This window comes from Klebsiella sp. 141153 (genome assembly GCF_032601995.1).
Lineage (GTDB): Bacteria > Pseudomonadota > Gammaproteobacteria > Enterobacterales > Enterobacteriaceae > Klebsiella > Klebsiella aerogenes.
On record NZ_JAQIRJ010000003.1, the window covers coordinates 220,767 to 237,541 of the forward strand.

16 protein-coding genes and 1 other RNA gene are annotated in these 16,775 nt (G+C 56.6%); 4 read left to right on the top strand and 13 right to left on the bottom strand.

Annotated features, from left to right (window positions below; all coding sequences use genetic code 11):
- Nucleotides 1-4: 4 nt before the first annotated feature.
- The 5 genes from gcvT to PGS10_RS06925 form a co-directional block, all read right to left on the bottom strand.
- A complete protein-coding gene (gcvT, locus tag PGS10_RS06905) occupies nucleotides 5-1,099 on the bottom strand; it encodes a glycine cleavage system aminomethyltransferase GcvT (RefSeq protein WP_316422629.1) in 1,095 nt (364 codons plus the stop codon).
- Nucleotides 1,100-1,521: 422 nt separating this feature from the next.
- Nucleotides 1,522-2,724, bottom strand: coding sequence for an FAD-dependent 2-octaprenylphenol hydroxylase (ubiI, locus tag PGS10_RS06910; RefSeq protein ID WP_316422630.1), 1,203 nt, complete (start codon nucleotides 2,722-2,724; stop codon nucleotides 1,522-1,524).
- 10 nt (nucleotides 2,725-2,734) lie between these two features.
- Nucleotides 2,735-3,913 carry a 2-octaprenyl-6-methoxyphenyl hydroxylase gene (gene ubiH / locus PGS10_RS06915; protein WP_045392014.1) on the bottom strand — a complete coding sequence of 393 codons (1,179 nt, stop codon included), beginning with the start codon at nucleotides 3,911-3,913 and terminating at the stop codon, nucleotides 2,735-2,737.
- Nucleotides 3,910-5,226 (bottom strand): Xaa-Pro aminopeptidase, encoded by a 1,317-nt coding sequence (gene pepP / locus PGS10_RS06920; RefSeq protein ID WP_316422632.1) that lies wholly within the window; start codon nucleotides 5,224-5,226, stop codon nucleotides 3,910-3,912. The genes ubiH and pepP overlap by 4 nt, the downstream gene beginning before the upstream one ends.
- Nucleotides 5,227-5,251: 25 nt before the next feature.
- Complete coding sequence (locus PGS10_RS06925) at nucleotides 5,252-5,830, bottom strand: YecA family protein (protein WP_015703432.1); 579 nt, start codon at nucleotides 5,828-5,830, stop codon at nucleotides 5,252-5,254.
- Between the two features lie 166 nt (nucleotides 5,831-5,996).
- Here PGS10_RS06925 and zapA point away from each other — a divergent pair, with 166 nt between their 5' ends.
- The 3 genes from zapA (at nucleotide 5,997) to PGS10_RS06940 (ending at nucleotide 7,247) form a co-directional block, all read left to right on the top strand.
- A complete protein-coding gene (gene zapA / locus PGS10_RS06930; RefSeq protein WP_004205298.1) occupies nucleotides 5,997-6,326 on the top strand; it encodes a cell division protein ZapA in 330 nt (109 codons plus the stop codon).
- Between the two features lie 41 nt (nucleotides 6,327-6,367).
- Nucleotides 6,368-6,551, top strand: a non-coding RNA gene (gene ssrS / locus PGS10_RS06935) — 6S RNA.
- 99 nt (nucleotides 6,552-6,650) lie between these two features.
- Complete coding sequence (locus PGS10_RS06940; RefSeq protein ID WP_316422633.1) at nucleotides 6,651-7,247, top strand: 5-formyltetrahydrofolate cyclo-ligase; 597 nt, start codon at nucleotides 6,651-6,653, stop codon at nucleotides 7,245-7,247.
- An 86-nt stretch (nucleotides 7,248-7,333) separates the two neighbouring features.
- Here PGS10_RS06940 and serA read toward each other — a convergent pair whose 3' ends face one another.
- Together serA and rpiA are read right to left on the bottom strand one after the other, a co-directional pair.
- Nucleotides 7,334-8,566, bottom strand: a complete 1,233-nt coding sequence (gene serA / locus PGS10_RS06945) for a phosphoglycerate dehydrogenase (protein ID WP_015369774.1) — start codon at nucleotides 8,564-8,566, stop codon at nucleotides 7,334-7,336.
- Nucleotides 8,567-8,834: 268 nt separating this feature from the next.
- Entirely contained in the window at nucleotides 8,835-9,497 is a 663-nt protein-coding gene (gene rpiA, locus PGS10_RS06950; RefSeq protein ID WP_045392023.1) for a ribose-5-phosphate isomerase RpiA, read from the bottom strand.
- Between the two features lie 167 nt (nucleotides 9,498-9,664).
- Here rpiA and argP point away from each other — a divergent pair, with 167 nt between their 5' ends.
- Nucleotides 9,665-10,558, top strand: coding sequence for a DNA-binding transcriptional regulator ArgP (gene argP, locus PGS10_RS06955; protein ID WP_008806448.1), 894 nt, complete (start codon nucleotides 9,665-9,667; stop codon nucleotides 10,556-10,558).
- Nucleotides 10,559-10,612: 54 nt separating this feature from the next.
- On the opposite strand, the gene PGS10_RS06960 is transcribed toward argP, so the two are convergent.
- From PGS10_RS06960 to epd, 6 genes are all read right to left on the bottom strand, one after another.
- Complete coding sequence (locus tag PGS10_RS06960) at nucleotides 10,613-11,380, bottom strand: oxidative stress defense protein (RefSeq protein ID WP_015369771.1); 768 nt, start codon at nucleotides 11,378-11,380, stop codon at nucleotides 10,613-10,615.
- 85 nt (nucleotides 11,381-11,465) lie between these two features.
- Entirely contained in the window at nucleotides 11,466-12,107 is a 642-nt protein-coding gene (gene argO, locus PGS10_RS06965; RefSeq protein WP_015703435.1) for an arginine exporter ArgO, read from the bottom strand.
- Nucleotides 12,108-12,262: 155 nt separating this feature from the next.
- Complete coding sequence (locus PGS10_RS06970; protein ID WP_015369769.1) at nucleotides 12,263-13,120, bottom strand: small-conductance mechanosensitive channel MscS; 858 nt, start codon at nucleotides 13,118-13,120, stop codon at nucleotides 12,263-12,265.
- Nucleotides 13,121-13,310: 190 nt separating this feature from the next.
- Nucleotides 13,311-14,390 carry a class II fructose-bisphosphate aldolase gene (gene fbaA / locus PGS10_RS06975; protein ID WP_004144748.1) on the bottom strand — a complete coding sequence of 360 codons (1,080 nt, stop codon included), beginning with the start codon at nucleotides 14,388-14,390 and terminating at the stop codon, nucleotides 13,311-13,313.
- A gap of 110 nt (nucleotides 14,391-14,500) precedes the next feature.
- Nucleotides 14,501-15,664: a phosphoglycerate kinase gene (gene pgk / locus PGS10_RS06980; protein WP_316422635.1), complete on the bottom strand. Its 1,164-nt coding sequence runs from the start codon at nucleotides 15,662-15,664 to the stop codon at nucleotides 14,501-14,503.
- Between the two features lie 51 nt (nucleotides 15,665-15,715).
- On the bottom strand, nucleotides 15,716-16,735 hold the full coding sequence (gene epd / locus PGS10_RS06985) for an erythrose-4-phosphate dehydrogenase (protein ID WP_015369761.1): 1,020 nt from the start codon (nucleotides 16,733-16,735) through the stop codon (nucleotides 15,716-15,718).
- Nucleotides 16,736-16,775: the final 40 nt, after the last annotated feature.

The following is a 16,775-nucleotide window of genomic DNA, read 5'->3' on the forward strand; positions in this document are numbered from 1 at the left end:
GAAATCACACAATGGCTTTGCCATTGCGTACAAAACCAGGTTTAGTCACTTTTACCGGCATTTCACGGTTACGAATTTGCACCACCGCGGTGTCGCCAATCCCGGCCGGCACGCGAGCCAGCGCGATGCTGTAGCCCAGCGTCGGCGAGAAGGTGCCGCTGGTGATAATGCCTTCTTTTTGATTACCGTCGCTATCGGTAAAACGTACCGGCAGGCCGCCGCGCAGGACGCCTTTCTCGGTCATCACCAGGCCAACCAACTGCTCGGTGCCTTTTTCGCGCTGCATTTCCAGCGCTTCGCGGCCGATGAAGTTACGATCGGCGGGCTCCCAGGCGATAGTCCAGCCCATGTTCGCCGCCAGCGGCGAGACGCCTTCGTCCATCTCCTGGCCGTACAGGTTCATCCCGGCTTCCAGGCGCAGGGTGTCGCGCGCGCCAAGACCACACGGCTTAACGCCGGCGTCCAGCAGACCGCGCCAGAAATCCGCCGCCTGCTCGTTCGGCATAGCGATTTCATAACCCGCTTCGCCGGTATAACCGGTGGTGGCGATAAACAGGTCACCGGCCTGTACGCCGAAGAACGGCTTCATGCCTTCCACGGCCTGGCGCTGAGCGTCGGTGAACAGCGTCGCCGCCTTCGCTTTCGCCTGCGGACCCTGCACCGCGATCAGCGACAGATCGTCGCGAACGGTCATTTCAAGACCGTAAGGTTCGGCTTGTTCGGAAATCCAGGCGAGGTCTTTTTCACGAGTGGCGGAGTTAACAACGAGGCGGAAATAATCTTCAGAAAGGAAATAAACAATCAGGTCATCGATGACGCCAGCGGAAGCGGTTAGCATGCCGGTGTAGAGGGCTTTGCCTGGCGTGGTAAGCTTCGCCACATCGTTTGCCAGCAAATAGCGCAAGAACTCTCTGATCCGGCTGCCGTGGAAATCGACGATGGTCATATGCGACACATCGAACATCCCTGCATCGCCGCGCACCGCGTGGTGCTCATCAATCTGGGACCCGTAATGCAGCGGCATCATCCAGCCATGGAAATCCACCATGCGAGCGCCGCACAGCGTGTGTTGTTCATACAACGGAGTCTGTTGAGCCATCTTTTCCTCATCGAATAAAACGGAACCAGCCACGATATTGTCGGCGATTTTGCGCCACGAAATCCGGCGACGGCATCACTTACGGACGCCGACGCAAACGTTCTCTTTTGCCTGAACTTACCACCGAACCCGGTGCTAAACCATAAGGTAAATCAGGACATCACATTAGCTTATGACCAAAGCGCGCCGAAAAGCCTACAGAGTTATTGACTGGAAAAAAGCGATTTATGCCACATAAAATTAACATAATGAGCAAACCAGTCAGGTGATGATGGTGTTTTATGCGATTTTATGGGCCTAATTTCTTTAACAAAAAAAAGAGCGCATTAATAAAACTAATGCGAAAAAAGAGGTGAAATTAGAATATTTCAAATGAGGGAGAAAACCCGGCGCGCAGGCCGGGTAAAAGAAGTGTGACGGGGTTAACGTAACCAGGCGGGGAGATCGTTGAGGCCCATCGCCTGACGAATCAGCTGCGGTTTTACGCCAGGCAGCGAATCGGCCAGTTTGAGCCCCATGTCGCGGAGGAATTTCTTCGCCGGATGGCTGCCGGAGAACATTTCGCGGAATCCCTGCATACCCGCCAGCATCAGCGCGGCGCTATGCTTGCGGCTGCGCTCATAGCGGCGCAGGTACAAATGCTGACCGATATCTTTACCCTGCGCGTGCAGGCGCTTCAGCTCGTCGATAAGCTCGGCGGCGTCCATAAAGCCAAGGTTCACCCCCTGCCCGGCCAGCGGATGAATAGTGTGGGCGGCATCGCCAACCAGCGCCAGACGATGGGCGGCGAACTGACGCGCGTAGCGTCCGGTCAGCGGGAAAACCTGCCGTTCGCTTTCAAGCTGGCAAAGGCCAAGGCGATTATCAAAAGCGATGTTCAGCGCCTGATTAAACGCGGCTGCATCGGCCTGCTGCATCCGCTGCGCCTCTTCCGGCGACAGCGACCAGACGATCGAGCACAGATGCGGATCGCTAAGCGGCAGGAAGGCCAGAATGCCTTCACCGTGGAACGCCTGACGCGCCACCGCCTGATGCGGCTCGGAGGTACGTATCGTCGCCACCAGCGCATGATGGCGATAGTCCCAGAAGGTCAGCGGAATATCGGCTTTATTGCGCAGCCACGAATTGGCGCCATCGGCGCCGACCACCAGCCGCGCGGTCAACATGCTGCCGTCCTGCAGGCTCAGGAAGGCTTCGTTTTCGCCCCACGCCACCTGCTGCAGCTGCGCAGGCGCCAGCAGGGTGACGTCAGCGCAGCGCTGCGCTTTTTGCCACAGCGCGTGATGCACCACGGCATTTTCAATAATATGGCCCAGATGGCTAAAGCCCATGCTCTGGTCATCGAAGCTAATGCGGCCAAAGCTATCTTTGTCCCACACTTCCATGCCGTGATAACAGCTGGCGCGCTGGGAGATGATCTCACTCCAGACATCCAGTTTAGTCAGCAGCTTTTCGCTGGCGGCATTGATTGCCGAAACGCGCAGCGCCGGCGGCGCATCGGCGTCAAGAGGCTGCGGCGCCGCTTGTTCCAGCACCGCGACGCGCAGGCCGCAGCCCTGTAAACCACAGGCCACCGCCAGTCCCACCATTCCGCCGCCAACAATGGCAACATCAACACTTTGCACGTTCTACTCCTTAACGGGGAACCCAACCGAGGGTACGCTGCGCCAGCGCATCGCGCGCCGGGGTAAATAATTCCATCGCCATCAGCCCGACGTTGCGCCCCGCCACCAGCGGCGCCCAACGGTTGGCAAAGAGATGCACCAGCCCATCGGTCACGCCGATGGTGGCGGCTTTATCATCCGCTCGCCGCGCCTGGTAGCGACACAGCAGAGAATAATTGCCCACATCCTCGCCGACCGCGTGGGCGTCGGCAAGCAGTTCAGCCAGGCTCATCACGTCGCGCAGGCCGAGATTAAAGCCCTGCCCGGCGATCGGGTGCAATGTCTGCGCCGCATTGCCGACCAGCGCCAGACGGTGCGACACCGAACGGATAGCGGTAGTTAACGCCAGCGGATAGACGCTACGCTTACCGGCATGGGTAATGCGCCCCAGCCGCCAGCCGAACGCCTGCTGTAATTGCTGGCAAAAACGTTCGTCAGACCAGCTCAGCACCTCGTCGCGCCGCGACTGCGGATGGCACCACACCAGCGAACAGCGCCCTTGCGACATCGGCAGCATCGCCAGCGGACCATGCTCGGTAAAGCGCTCGAAGGCGCGGCCTTCGTGCGGCAACGCGGTGCTAACGTTGGCGATAATCGCCAGTTGCTCATAGGGCTGCTGCTGCCAGCTAATGCCGCAGCGCGCGCCCAGCGACGAACGCGAACCATCTGCCGCCACCAGCAGCTTACCGTTGATGGTTTCGCCGCTATCAAGGGTGAGGCTGACGCTGTCCTGGCTGCGGTTGACCGCTTCCACTTTCGCCGGACAGTGCAGGGTGACGCCCGGCGCCTCGCGCAGCAGGCTAAACAGCCGCTGGCCGACATCGTGGAGTTCAACCACCTGCCCCAGCGCCGACAGGCCGTAATCGGCCGCCGCCAGGTTTACAAAACCGGCATGGCCGCGGTCGCTGACGTGTACCCGCTGGATAGGCGTCGCTCGTTTAGCAAGGTTCTGCCAGATACCGATGCGCGCCAGCTGCTGGCAGGTGCCAGCAGCCAGGGCAATCGCCCGATCGTCAAAACCTGGGTGGCGTGACGACGCCGGATCCTGCGCTTCAATCAGATGAACCGGCAGCGCACCGCCGGTCAAACGGGAGATGGCCAGCGCGAGCGTCGCACCGGTCATCCCGCCGCCGACAATCAGCACGCTCATGACTGGCGCGCCGCCGCCATCAGCGCCTCGATCTCATCCGCCTTCTTCACCACGCTGGCGGTGAGATTTTCGTTGCCATCTTCGGTAATCACGATGTCATCTTCAATACGAATGCCGATGCCGCGATACTGCGCCGGTACGTCGGCGTCGGCGGCGATATACAGCCCCGGCTCGACGGTCAGCACCATTCCCGGTTCCAGCACGCGCGAACGGTCGGTGTCGTAATTACCGACATCGTGCACATCCAGACCCAACCAGTGGCTCAGGCCATGCATAAAGTACGGGCGGTGGGCGTTGTTGGCGATAAGCTCGTCAATCTCGCCTTTCAGGATCCCCAGCCGCACCAGGCCGGTAATCATAGTGCGCACCACTTCCTGATTAACCTCATAAATGGAGGTACCCGGACGATACAGCTCCAGCGCGGTTTCCAGCGATTCCAGCACAATGTCGTAGATTTCACGCTGCGGTTTGCTGAATTTACCGTTAACCGGGAAGGTACGGGTGATATCGCCCGCATAGCCGCGGTATTCACAGCCGGCGTCAATCAGCACTAAATCGCCATCACGCAGTTCGGATTCGTTTTCGGTGTAGTGCAGGATGCAGGCGTTTTCGCCGCCGCCAACGATGGTGTTATAAGACGGGAAACGCGCGCCGTGGCGGTTGAATTCGTGGAGAATTTCGCCTTCCAGCTGATATTCGAACATCCCCGGGCGGCATTTTTCCATCGCCCGGGTATGGGCAAGGGCGGAAATTTCGCCGGCCCGGCGCATTACTTCCAGCTCTTCCGCGGATTTAAACAGGCGCATTTCATGCACTACAGGCCGCCAGTCGATGACGGAGTTCGGCGCCTGCAGGTTCTGACGTGAACCTTTACGCAGTTTTTCGAGGGCGTTAAACACAATTTCATCGGCATAGGCATATTCGCCCTGGGCAAAATAGATAGCGTCCAGGCCGTTGAGCAGTTGATACAGCTGCTGGTTGATTTCGCTAAACGCCAGCGCGCGATCGACGCCGAGTTTGCCCGGCGCGGCATCCTGCCCCAGACGGCGGCCAAACCAGATTTCCGCCGTCAGATCGCGAACGCGGTTAAACAGCACGCTATGGTTGTGCGTTTCATCGCTTTTGATCAGCACCAGCAGCGCTTCCGGTTCATTGAAGCCGGTGAAGTACCAAAAATCGCTGTTCTGCCGGTAGGGATATTCCGAATCTGCGCTGCGTACCGCTTCCGGCGCGGCAAAAATCAGCGCCGCGCTGCCCGGCTGCATCTGCGCCAATAATGCCTGGCGACGAGAAAGAAACTCCTGCTGTGTCATGACGCCCCCTGAATGTCGTTTTTATTTAGTGTAACGTTGGCTTGCGTACTTCCGGTGCGGTTGGCTGTTGGCGCGCGAAGGTATCGTGGCACAGTAACGCGGCGACGCGTACGTACTCGATAATCTCTTCGAGAGACATCTCCAGCTCTTCCTGGTCTTCATCTTCGTCGTAGCCGAGTTGCGCAATGTTACGCAGATCGTCGATGGCTTCGCCGGTCTCATCCTTCACTTTATCCAGCTTCGGCTGGGTCACGCCAAGGCCGAGCAGGAAATGGTTAACCCAGCCCGCCAGCGCGTCGGCGCGGTCGAAAACGCTGACGTTGTCGCCTTCCGGCATATACAGCTGGAACAGAAAACCGTCATCTTCCAGCGAGTCGCTGGTGGCGGAATGCATGCTACGCAGCGCCTGGGCCAGTTCATGACCAAAGGCAAGGCCTTCGTTGGTCAGGTCATGCACCAGCGGCTGCCAGCTGCTGTCGGTGTTGCCGCCGCAGAGGATGCCGCTTATCAAACCGTGCATTTCGGCCGGGGTTAATCCCACCCCTTGTTGGTTCAGTAACTGGTCTACATCGTTGTAACCAGGCATTTCGTTCTGTATAGACATGCGCATTCGTCATCGTTGGGAGGAATATTCATGATATGCTACCACTTTGGACCCTGGTGAACCAGAAAAGGGCTTGTGTCCCCGCACCAGGGTAGCTATAGTGTCGCCCCTTCGCAGAACCGGGCTCGGATGTGAAGGCAGCGCAGTCAATCAGCAGGAAGGTGGCATGTCTGCACAACCCGTAGATCTCCAAATTTTTGGCCGTTCACTGCGAGTGAATTGCCCGCCTGAACAAAGGGATGCCCTGAATCAGGCAGCTGAAGACCTTAATCAGCGGTTGCAAGATTTAAAAGAACGCACTAGAGTCACAAATACTGAGCAGCTGGTCTTCATCGCCGCGTTGAACATCAGCTATGAGTTGACTCAGGAAAAAGCGAAGACCCGCGACTACGCCTCCAGTATGGAACAGCGCATTCGCATGCTTCAGCAGACCATCGAACAGGCATTGCTTGAGCAAGGTCGCATAAGCGAAAGACCGGGGTCGAAGTTTGAATAACACTTTGTCGTTAACTGTGTTAGAGTAATCGCAAGAACAAAATTTCTCTGAGATGTTTGCAAGCGGGCCAGTCCCCTGAGCCGATATTTCATACCACAAGAATGTGGCGCTCCACGGTTGGTGAGCATGCTCGGTTCGCCCGAGAAGCCTTAAAACTGTGACGACGCATTCACCTTGAACCAAGGGTTCAAGGGTTACAGCCTGCGGCGGCATCTCGGAGATTCCCTTCTTAAGTTCGCATTATCCCCTCAACGTTGTTTTCGGCCTGTGCCGCCCTGTATTACACTTTCCCGTATCGTTTCGCCTGCTCGTAATGAGACCAGCATGACTATACAGCCCGATATCCCGCTCTCCAGACAGCAAATTCGCCAACAGATCCGCGAGCGTAGACGCGCGCTTAGCGCTGAACAGCAGCAGCGCTTCGCCCTGCAGGCCGCTGAGCGAATGATGGCGTATCCGCCCGTCGTACTCGCTCATACCGTGGCGCTGTTCCTCTCCTTCGACGGCGAGCTGGATACCCAACCGCTGATCGAGCAATTGTGGCGGGCGGGCAAGCGGGTTTATCTGCCGGTACTGCATCCGTTTAGCCCCAGTAATCTGCTGTTTTTGCATTATCATCCGCAAAGCCAGCTGATTTTCAATCGCCTGAAGATTTATGAACCAAAGCTCGACGTGCGCGACGTCCTGCCGCTTGCCGAGCTCGATGTGCTGATTACCCCGCTGGTCGCCTTCGATGCCAGCGGTCAACGTCTGGGGATGGGCGGCGGCTTCTACGATCGTACCTTACAGAACTGGCGGCAGTATCGCCTGCAGCCGGTAGGCTACGCCCACGACTGCCAGCAGGTGGATACCCTGCCGAGCGAACAGTGGGATGTCCCGCTGCCGGCGGTGATTACGCCAGGCAAAACCTGGCGCTGGTAGAGTGTTGTGCGGGTTCGAGAATTACGCCAGGAAGGCGTTAAAAAAATACGGGCAGGTATGCGACCTGCCCGTGAGGCAACAACAAATTAGTACAGCAGACGGGCGCGGATGGTGCCCGGGATCGCTTTCATCGCCAGCAGCGCCTGCTGCGCGACGTCGCCGTCGGCTTCGATATCAATCACCACGTAACCCATCTGCGGGGTGGTCTGCAGATACTGGGCGGCGATGTTGATGTTCTGCGCGGCGAAAATCTGGTTAAGCGCCGTCAGGATGCCAGGGCGGTTTTCATGAATATGCAGCAGACGGCGTCCGCCGTGCAGCGGCAGAGAAACCTCCGGGAAGTTCACCGCCGACAGCGTAGAACCGTTGTCGGAATACTTCGCCAGCTTGCCAGCCACTTCCAGACCAATGTTTTCCTGCGCTTCCTGAGTTGAGCCGCCGATATGCGGCGTCAGGATCACGTTATCGAATTCGCATAGCGGAGAGTTAAACGGATCGCTGTTGGTCGCCGGCTCCGTCGGGAAGACGTCAATGGCCGCGCCGGCCAGGTGCTTACGCGACAGCGCATCGCACAGCGCCGGGATATCCACCACCGTGCCGCGAGAGGCGTTGATCAGCAGCGCGCCCGGCTTCATCAGCGCCAGCTCTTCCGGCCCCATCATGTTTTTGGTGGAGGCGTTTTCCGGCACGTGCAGACTAACGACATCGCTCATGTTCAGCAGGTCGGAGAGGTGCTGAACCTGCGTGGCGTTGCCCAGCGGCAGTTTGTTTTCGATATCATAAAAATAGACGTGCATCCCCAGCGATTCCGCCAGAATGCCGAGCTGGGTGCCGATATGGCCGTAACCGATAATCCCCAGTTTTTTGCCGCGCGCTTCAAAGCTGCCTACCGCCTGCTTATTCCACACGCCGCGATGCGCCTTGGCGTTAGCTTCCGGCACGCCGCGCAGCATCAGCAGTAGCTCGCCGATGACCAGCTCAGCCACCGAACGGGTGTTCGAGAACGGGGCGTTAAATACCGGGATACCGCGCTTCGCCGCCGCATCCAGATCGACCTGGTTGGTGCCGATACAGAAGCAGCCCACCGCCACCAGTTTTTCCGCCGCGGCGAAGATCTCTTCAGTCAGATGAGTACGGGAACGCAGGCCGATAAAATGGGCATCACGGATCGACGCTTTCAGCTCTTCAGTATCCAGCGCGCCTTTGTGAAATTCGATGTTGGTGTAACCTGCCGCACGAAGGTTATCGATTGCTTTCTGATGCACGCCTTCAACTAGCAGAAATTTAATCTTGTCTTTTTCCAGTGATACCTTAGCCATTTCCCCGTCCTGTTTTTATTGGTACTGATGTCGTGCTGAACAAAAACTCTTCCAGCAACATATCAAAAAAAACTATCGCGGCAATATGAACGTTTGCCTCGCCGACCTGAAGAAATATCACGTTGAAGCAAAAGACAGGACAAAACACCAGAAAGAGAATAGATGGCAGATTGTTACTCAGAAAGGTTACGTAAATGTGACACAAGTCACCAAATTAAGGCCATAGAAAAAAATTTAGGGGGAAGCGCGAAACTTCCCCCCGATCGTCTTATTTACTGACGATGGTCTTCACGCCGTCGGCGGTACCGATCAGCGCCACGTCGGCGCCGCGGTTGGCGAACAAGCCGACGGTCACCACGCCCGGGATACCGTTAATGGCGTTTTCCAGCGCGATAGCGTCCAGGATTTCGAGGCCGTGTACATCGAGGATCACGTTGCCGTTATCCGTCACCACGCCCTGACGATATTCCGGGCGGCCGCCCAGCTTCACCAGCTGACGCGCGACGGCGCTGCGCGCCATCGGGATCACTTCCACCGGCAGCGGGAAGTTGCCGAGGATATCAACCTGCTTGGAGGCGTCGGCGATGCAGATAAACTTATCGGCAACCGAGGCGATGATTTTTTCGCGGGTCAGCGCCGCACCGCCGCCTTTGATCATCTGCATGTGGCCGTTAATTTCATCCGCGCCGTCAACGTAGATGCCCAGGCGGTCGACGGAGTTAAGGTCGAATACCGGGATACCGAGGCTTTTTAGCTTCTCGGTAGAGGCGTCGGAGCTGGATACCGCGCCTTCAATCTGCCCTTTCATGGTCCCCAGCGCATCAATAAAATGCGCCGCCGTGGAGCCGGTGCCGACACCCACAATGGTGCCCGGTTGTACATATTGCAGCGCTGCCCAGCCGACTGCTTTTTTCAGTTCATCCTGCGTCATGATTATCGTCCGAGATGTGAATACTTACCGCGCATTATAGAACATCGACGGATGAAATGTCCCTGCGATGGCGATCACACATCTGAGCAGACCATTTTCGTCTTTATCAAAAACAAATTTATGTCATAGTGCGGGTTAACGAAAAGTTATGGGGGTACGCCAGAATAATGAAACGACCGGACTACAGAACATTACAAGCGCTGGATGCGGTGATTAGGGAACGTGGGTTTGAGCGCGCCGCGCAGAAGCTATGCATTACACAGTCCGCCGTCTCACAGCGTATCAAACAGCTGGAAAACATGTTTGGCCAACCGCTGCTGGTGCGTACCGTACCGCCGCGCCCGACCGAGCAGGGGCAAAAACTGTTGGCTCTGCTGCGCCAGGTTGAGCTGCTGGAAGAAGAGTGGCTTGGCGATGAGCAGACCGGCTCCACGCCGCTGCTGCTGTCGTTGGCGGTCAACGCCGACAGTCTGGCGACCTGGCTGCTGCCGGCGCTGGCCAACGTGCTATCCGACTCTCCTATTCGCCTCAATCTGCAGGTTGAAGATGAAACCCGCACCCAGGAGCGCCTGCGCCGTGGGGAAGTGGTCGGCGCGGTGAGTATTCAGCCGCAGGCGCTGCCAAGCTGCCTGGTCGATCAACTCGGCGCGCTCGATTACCTGTTCGTCGCCTCGAAGGAGTTTGCGCAACGCTACTTCCCTAACGGGGTAACGCGTTCTGCGCTGCTGAAAGCGCCGGTGGTCGCCTTCGATCATCTCGACGATATGCACCAGGCGTTCCTGCAGCAAAACTTCGACCTGCCGCCGGGCAGCGTGCCCTGCCATATCGTCAACTCGTCGGAGGCCTTCGTGCAGCTGGCGCGTCAGGGCACCACCTGTTGTATGATCCCGCATCTGCAGATCGAGAAAGAGCTGAAGAGCGGCGAGCTTATCGACCTGACGCCGGGGCTGTTCCAGCGCCGGATGCTCTACTGGCACCGCTTTGCACCGGAAAGCCGCATGATGCGCCGGGTGACCGATGCGCTTATTGATTACGGCCACAAGGTGCTGCGCCAGGATTAAACGGCGGGCATAAAAAAAGCCACTTCACTGAAGTGGCTTTTTTGTCGCTGCGGCTTACTGAGCCGGTTTCGGCGCTTCAGCTGGTTTCGCCGGCGCGGCAGGCGCGGCGGCCTGTGCTGGCTGCAGTTCGAAGACCACGTCAACCTGATCATCAAACTGGATGGTCGCCTGCTCGTAGGTTTCCTGCGCGGAGACCGGCGCGGCGTCAGCCGCCTTCATCATGCGAACCATCGGGCTCGGCTGATAGTTGGAAACATGGTAACGCACGCTATAGACCGGACCCAGCTTGCTGTGGAAGCCAGCAGCCAGCTCCTGCGCCTGATGCACCGCATCATCGATAGCCGCTTTACGCGCTTTATCTTTGTAGGCATCCGGTTGCGCAACACCGAGCGATACGGAACGAATTTCGTTCAGCCCCGCTTTCAGCGCGCCGTCCAGCAGGCCATTCAGCTTATCGAGCTGACGCAGGGTAACTTCGACGGTACGCACCGCGCGATAGCCTTTAAGGATACTTTTCCCGTTCTGATAGTCGTAATCAGGTTGGGTACGCAGGTTCGCCGAGCTGATATCCTTTTTGGCAATGCCGCTCTTTTCAAGGAAAGAGAGATATTGCGCAACGCGATCGTCAGCCTGTTTTTTTGCCGATGCCGCATCTTTTGCCGCGACGTTAACTTCAATCGCCAGAGTGGCGATATCCGGAACCGCTGCAACGCTTGCTGTGCCTGAAGTCACAATATGCGGGCCATCCGGCAATTCACTTGCCTGCGCCGCCATAGTACTGAATCCGAGTGCTGCCGCCAGGGCTAAGACTTTTAACTTCACTGTCGTTTCTCCATCTTGCTTAGGTCGCCCATTTTAAGGACGCATGCCAGCTAGCTTAGCGCTTACGCGCGGAAAGTCCATCGGACTAAGCCTGGTTGATGAGCATCTGTATATGTTGCAGGCCATCTTTTGCCAACTGCAGGGCGATAAACCACATCACCAGCCCGACAAGCACGTTGATGATTCGCTGCGCCCGCGCGGTGCGTAAACGCGGCGCCAGCCACGCGGCCAGCAGCGCCAGGCCGAAGAACCATAAGAATGACGCGCTAATCGTTCCCAGCGCGAACCAGCGTTTGGGCTCAACCGCCAGCTGTCCGCCGAGGCTTCCGAGCACCACAAAGGTATCGAGATACACATGAGGGTTAAGCCAGGTCACCGCCAGCATGGTAACAATGATTTTCCAGCGCCCCTGCTTCATGACCTCGGCGCTGGCCAGCTCGAGATTATTGCTCATCGCCGTCTTCAGCGCGCCGAAGCCGTACCATAACAGGAAAGCGACGCCGCCCCAGGTGACCAGCGCCAGCAGCCACGGCGACTGCATCAGCAGCGCGCTACCGCCGAAAATTCCGGCGCAGATCAACGCCAGATCGCTAAGCGCGCACAACAGCGCAATCATTAAATGATACTGGCGGCGGATACCCTGATTCATCACGAAAGCGTTTTGCGGCCCGAGCGGCAGGATCATCGCCGCGCCCAGCGCAAGCCCTTGAAAGTAATAAGATAGCATCGTTTAATTTTCCGGTTTCATCGTTAATGCCGGAGAATATAGCGCGCCGTCAACATTAGCGGAAATTGATAATTTTAATCATTAATAAGTGAAGCTAATAGCTACAGGCAAAAAAAAGACCGGCGATGCCGGTCTTGTGCCATTGCTGGAAAAAATTACTGCGCTTTTTCCTGCTGATTCACCATATGTACGTCCATCTGCGGATACGGGAAGCTGATGCCATTGGCGTCGAAATCACGCTTAATGCGCTCCAGCACGTCCCAGTAGACGTTTTGCAGGTCGCTGCTTTTGCTCCATACGCGAACCACGAAGTTTACCGAAGAGGCGCCCAGTTCGTTAAGACGAACGGTCATTTCGCGATCGCGCAGAATGCGGTCGTCGGATTCGATAATCGCGGTCAGCAGTTGTTTCACCTTATCGATATCGGCATCGTAGGAGACGCCGATAATAAACTCATTACGGCGCGCCGGCTCACGGGAGAAGTTAATGATATTGCCAGCGATGATTTTGCCGTTCGGCACCACCACGATTTTGCCATCGACGGTACGCAGAGTAGTGGAGAAAATCTGCACGTTCTGCACGGTGCCCGCGATACCGCCGAGATCGACATATTCACCGGCGCGGAACGGGCGGAACATCACCAGCAGCACGCCTGCGGCAAGGTTCGACAACGACCCCTGCAGCGCCAGACCCACGGCCAAACCGGCGGCGCCCAGCACGGCAATCACTGAGGCGGTCTGTACGCCAACGCGGCCCAGGGCGGCAATCAGCGTAAAGGCGATAATCGCATAGCGCACCAGCGCGGAGAGAAAATCGGCGACAGTCGCGTCGATCTTACGCGCCAGCATCAGGCGGTTGACGGTGTTAGAAACGATGCGCGCCACGATCATCCCGATGATCAGGATAACGATAGCGGCAACGATGTTGACGGCATAGCTCAGCAGCAACTCCTGGTTGCGCGCCAGCCAGGTCCCGGCATGGTTGATGCTATCGACAACGTTCAAATCTTCCATTTAACATTCCTTATGAATCCCCGTACGGGTAATAAAAAAACCAAACCAGAAAAATGACAATCAGGTTATAGGGTAAACAATAAGTGCGGATTTTGCCAAACCGATCACAGTTTGTTGACGAGATTTAGTCTGGGAAGATAAATAAAAAAGCCCGCATTATGCGGGCTTTCAGGTAAGAAAGAGAATTTTCTTACAGAACGTCGATCGCGTTCAGCTCTTTGAATGCCTGCTCCAGACGAGTCACCATAGAGGTCTGAGCGGCACGCAGCCATACGCGCGGATCGTAGTATTTCTTGTTCGGCTGGTCTTCGCCTTTCGGGTTGCCCAGCTGGCCCTGCAGGTAAGCTTCGTTCGCTTTGTAGTACTGCAGGATACCGTCCCAGGTCGCCCATTGGGTGTCGGTATCGATGTTCATTTTGACAACGCCGTAGCTGACGGAGTCTTTGATTTCCTGAGCGGAAGAACCGGAACCGCCGTGGAAGACGAAGTTCAGGCTGTTGTGCGGCAGGTTGTGTTTCTTAGAAACATATTCCTGAGAGTCGCGCAGGATAGTCGGAGTCAGAACCACGTTACCCGGCTTGTAAACGCCGTGTACGTTACCGAAGGAAGCGGCGATGGTGAAGCGCGGGCTGATTTTGCTCAGCTCGGTGTACGCGTAATCAACGTCTTCCGGCTGGGTGTACAGTGCGGAAGCGTCCATGTGGCTGTTGTCCACGCCGTCTTCTTCACCGCCGGTGCAGCCCAGTTCGATTTCCAGAGTCATGCCCATTTTGGCCATGCGAGCCAGGTACTTAGAGCAGATCTCGATGTTTTCGTGCAGGGACTCTTCAGACAGGTCGATCATGTGGGAAGAGAACAGCGGTTTGCCGGTGGCAGCGAAGTGTTTTTCACCCGCGTCCAGCAGGCCGTCGATCCACGGCAGCAGTTTCTTCGCGCAGTGGTCAGTGTGCAGGATAACCGGCACGCCGTAGTGTTCAGCCATCTGGTGCACGTGATGCGCGCCAGAGATAGCGCCGAGGATAGCAGCGCCCTGCGGAACGTCAGTTTTCACGCCTTTGCCCGCGATGAACGCAGCGCCGCCGTTAGAGAACTGAACGATAACCGGAGAACGAACTTTCGCAGCAGCTTCCAGAACGGCGTTGATGGAGTCAGTCCCCACGCAGTTTACCGCTGGCAAAGCAAAGTTGTTTTCTTTAGCTACCTGGAACACTTTCTGAACGTCGTCGCCAGTGATGACGCCCGGTTTTACGAAATCAAAAATTTTAGACATGTTACTTAGTCCTGTATCTGTATCTTCGACCGTTGAAGAAGGTTCGCGAGCTGTACAAAATTGTACGTTAGCGCGCTGAAAAACAGGCGGGTTTCCCCGCCTGAACTAAATTACTGCTTAGCGCGCTCTTCGAGCATTGCTACTGCCGGCAGAACTTTGCCTTCCACGAATTCGAGGAATGCGCCGCCGCCAGTGGAGATGTAGGAGATTTTGTCAGCGATGCCGAACAGGTCAATCGCCGCCAGGGTGTCACCGCCGCCTGCGATAGAGAAACCTTCGCTGTCTGCGATAGCATTAGCGACGATTTCAGTACCTTTACGGAAGTTCGGGAATTCGAATACGCCAACCGGGCCATTCCACAGGATGGTTTTGGCGTTTTTCAGGATTTCAGCCAGTTTCTGTGCGGAAACGTCGCCGAGGTCCAGAATCTGCTCGTCATCTTTGATGTCGTTAACGGATTTCAGGGTCGCGGTGGCGGTTTCAGAGAACTCGGTAGCGACGCGAACGTCAGTCGGAACCGGGATATCGCAGGTGCTCAGCAGGCGCTTAGCTTCGTCAACCAGGTCCGCTTCGTACAGGGATTTACCGACGTTGTGGCCTTGAGCGGCAACGAAGGTGTTAGCGATACCGCCGCCGACGATCAGCTGGTCAGCGATTTTGGACAGAGAGTCGAGAACGGTCAGTTTGGTGGAAACTTTAGAACCGCCAACGATAGCAACCATCGGACGAGCTGGCTCTTTCAGCGCTTTACCCAGCGCGTCGAGTTCAGCGGCCAGCAGCGGGCCTGCACAAGCGACATCGGCGAATTTACCGATACCGTGGGTGGAAGCCTGTGCGCGGTGCGCGGTACCGAAAGCGTCCATGACGAATACGTCGCACAGCGCAGCGTATTTCTTAGACAGCTCTTCGTCGTCTTTTTTCTCGCCTTTGTTGAAGCGAACGTTTTCCAGAACCACCAGTTCACCGGCAGCAACGTCAACGCCATCCAGGTAATCTTTAACCAGGCGAACCGGGTAAGACAGTTTGTCTTTCAGGTAATTAACAACCGGCAACAGAGAGAATTCTTCGTTGTACTCGCCTTCGGTCGGACGACCCAGGTGAGAAGTAACCATTACTTTAGCACCCTGTTTCAGCGCCAGTTCGATGGTCGGCAGGGAGGCGCGGATACGCGCGTCGCTGGTCACTTTGCCATCTTTAACCGGTACGTTCAGATCAGCACGGATGAAAACGCGTTTACCAGCCAGATCCAAATCGGTCATCTTAATTACAGACATGGTGAATCCTCTCGTTGATTCTTGATAAAGTTTTGCAAGCGCCGCAGCGCCTTACCTGAAACCTTGCGCGGCCATCGCTAACGTCGTGTCGAGCATTCGGTTAGCAAAGCCCCATTCGTTATCGCACCAGACCAACGTTTTGATCAGATGCGCGCCACTGACCCGGGTTTGCGTGCCATCGACGATGGCGCTGTGCGGGTCGTGGTTAAAATCTGTCGAGACCAACGGTAATTCCGTATAGTCAACTATACCATGAAATGCTCCCTGTGCTGCTTTTTGCAGCAACTGGTTGACTTCACAGGCCTTTACCGGTTTTTTCACCGTCACGCTCAGGTCTATTGCGGTGACGTTAATCGTCGGTACACGTACCGCGATCGCCTCAAAACGGTCGTTAAACTGCGGGAAAATACGGGTGATCCCCGCCGCAAGTTTAGTATCAACCGGAATAATTGACTGGCTGGCCGCACGGGTGCGCCGCAGATCCGGATGATAGGCATCGATCACCTGCTGGTCGTGCATCGCGGAGTGGATTGTCGTGACCGTTCCTGACTCAATGCCGTAGGCATCATCTAGCAGTTTAATGACCGGAATAATGCAGTTGGTAGTGCAGGAGGCGTTGGAGACAATGCGGTGCTCCGCGCGCAGTTCATCATGGTTGACGCCGAAGACTACCGTTGCGTCGAGATCGTTGCCGCCAGGATGTGAAAAGAGCACTTTCTTCGCGCCAGCCTGAAGATGGGCTTCGCCATGTTCACGGCTACCGTATACGCCGGTACAGTCCAGCACCACATCCACCGCCAGCTCCTGCCAGGGCAGCGCGGCGATAGAAGGCTCATGCAGTAGACGAATGACGTCATCGCCGACATACAGCTGTTCCCGCTCCTGGCGAACATCCCAGGAAAAACGGCCATGGCTGGTGTCGTACTTCAATAAATGCGCGATGCCTGCGGCATCCGCCAGTTCATTGATCGCCACCACGGTGATTTCCGCACGACGCCCGGATTCATACAAAGCGCGAACCACGTTGCGTCCTATGCGACCGAAGCCATTAATCGCGATGCGTATGGTCATAGGTCTCCTGCAAGGTTATCCCTGATTTGAGGTGGCTGAC

Excerpts from the sequence above, each read along its gene's own strand:
- pgk (WP_316422635.1), bottom strand. The coding sequence starts at position 15,664 with ATGTCTGTAATTAAGATGACCGATTTGGATCTGGCTGGTAAACGCGTT.
- PGS10_RS06970 (WP_015369769.1), bottom strand. The coding sequence starts at position 13,120 with ATGGAAGATTTGAACGTTGTCGATAGCATCAACCATGCCGGGACCTGG.
- epd (WP_015369761.1), bottom strand. The coding sequence starts at position 16,735 with ATGACCATACGCATCGCGATTAATGGCTTCGGTCGCATAGGACGCAAC.
- rpiA (WP_045392023.1), bottom strand. The coding sequence starts at position 9,497 with ATGACGCAGGATGAACTGAAAAAAGCAGTCGGCTGGGCAGCGCTGCAA.
- ubiH (WP_045392014.1), bottom strand. The coding sequence starts at position 3,913 with ATGAGCGTGCTGATTGTCGGCGGCGGGATGACCGGTGCGACGCTCGCG.
- PGS10_RS06940 (WP_316422633.1), top strand. The coding sequence starts at position 6,651 with ATGACTATACAGCCCGATATCCCGCTCTCCAGACAGCAAATTCGCCAA.
- argP (WP_008806448.1), top strand. The coding sequence starts at position 9,665 with ATGAAACGACCGGACTACAGAACATTACAAGCGCTGGATGCGGTGATT.
- fbaA (WP_004144748.1), bottom strand. The coding sequence starts at position 14,390 with ATGTCTAAAATTTTTGATTTCGTAAAACCGGGCGTCATCACTGGCGAC.
- zapA (WP_004205298.1), top strand. The coding sequence starts at position 5,997 with ATGTCTGCACAACCCGTAGATCTCCAAATTTTTGGCCGTTCACTGCGA.
- PGS10_RS06925 (WP_015703432.1), bottom strand. The coding sequence starts at position 5,830 with ATGTCTATACAGAACGAAATGCCTGGTTACAACGATGTAGACCAGTTA.
- pepP (WP_316422632.1), bottom strand. The coding sequence starts at position 5,226 with ATGACACAGCAGGAGTTTCTTTCTCGTCGCCAGGCATTATTGGCGCAG.
- gcvT (WP_316422629.1), bottom strand. The coding sequence starts at position 1,099 with ATGGCTCAACAGACTCCGTTGTATGAACAACACACGCTGTGCGGCGCT.
- argO (WP_015703435.1), bottom strand. The coding sequence starts at position 12,107 with ATGCTATCTTATTACTTTCAAGGGCTTGCGCTGGGCGCGGCGATGATC.
- serA (WP_015369774.1), bottom strand. The coding sequence starts at position 8,566 with ATGGCTAAGGTATCACTGGAAAAAGACAAGATTAAATTTCTGCTAGTT.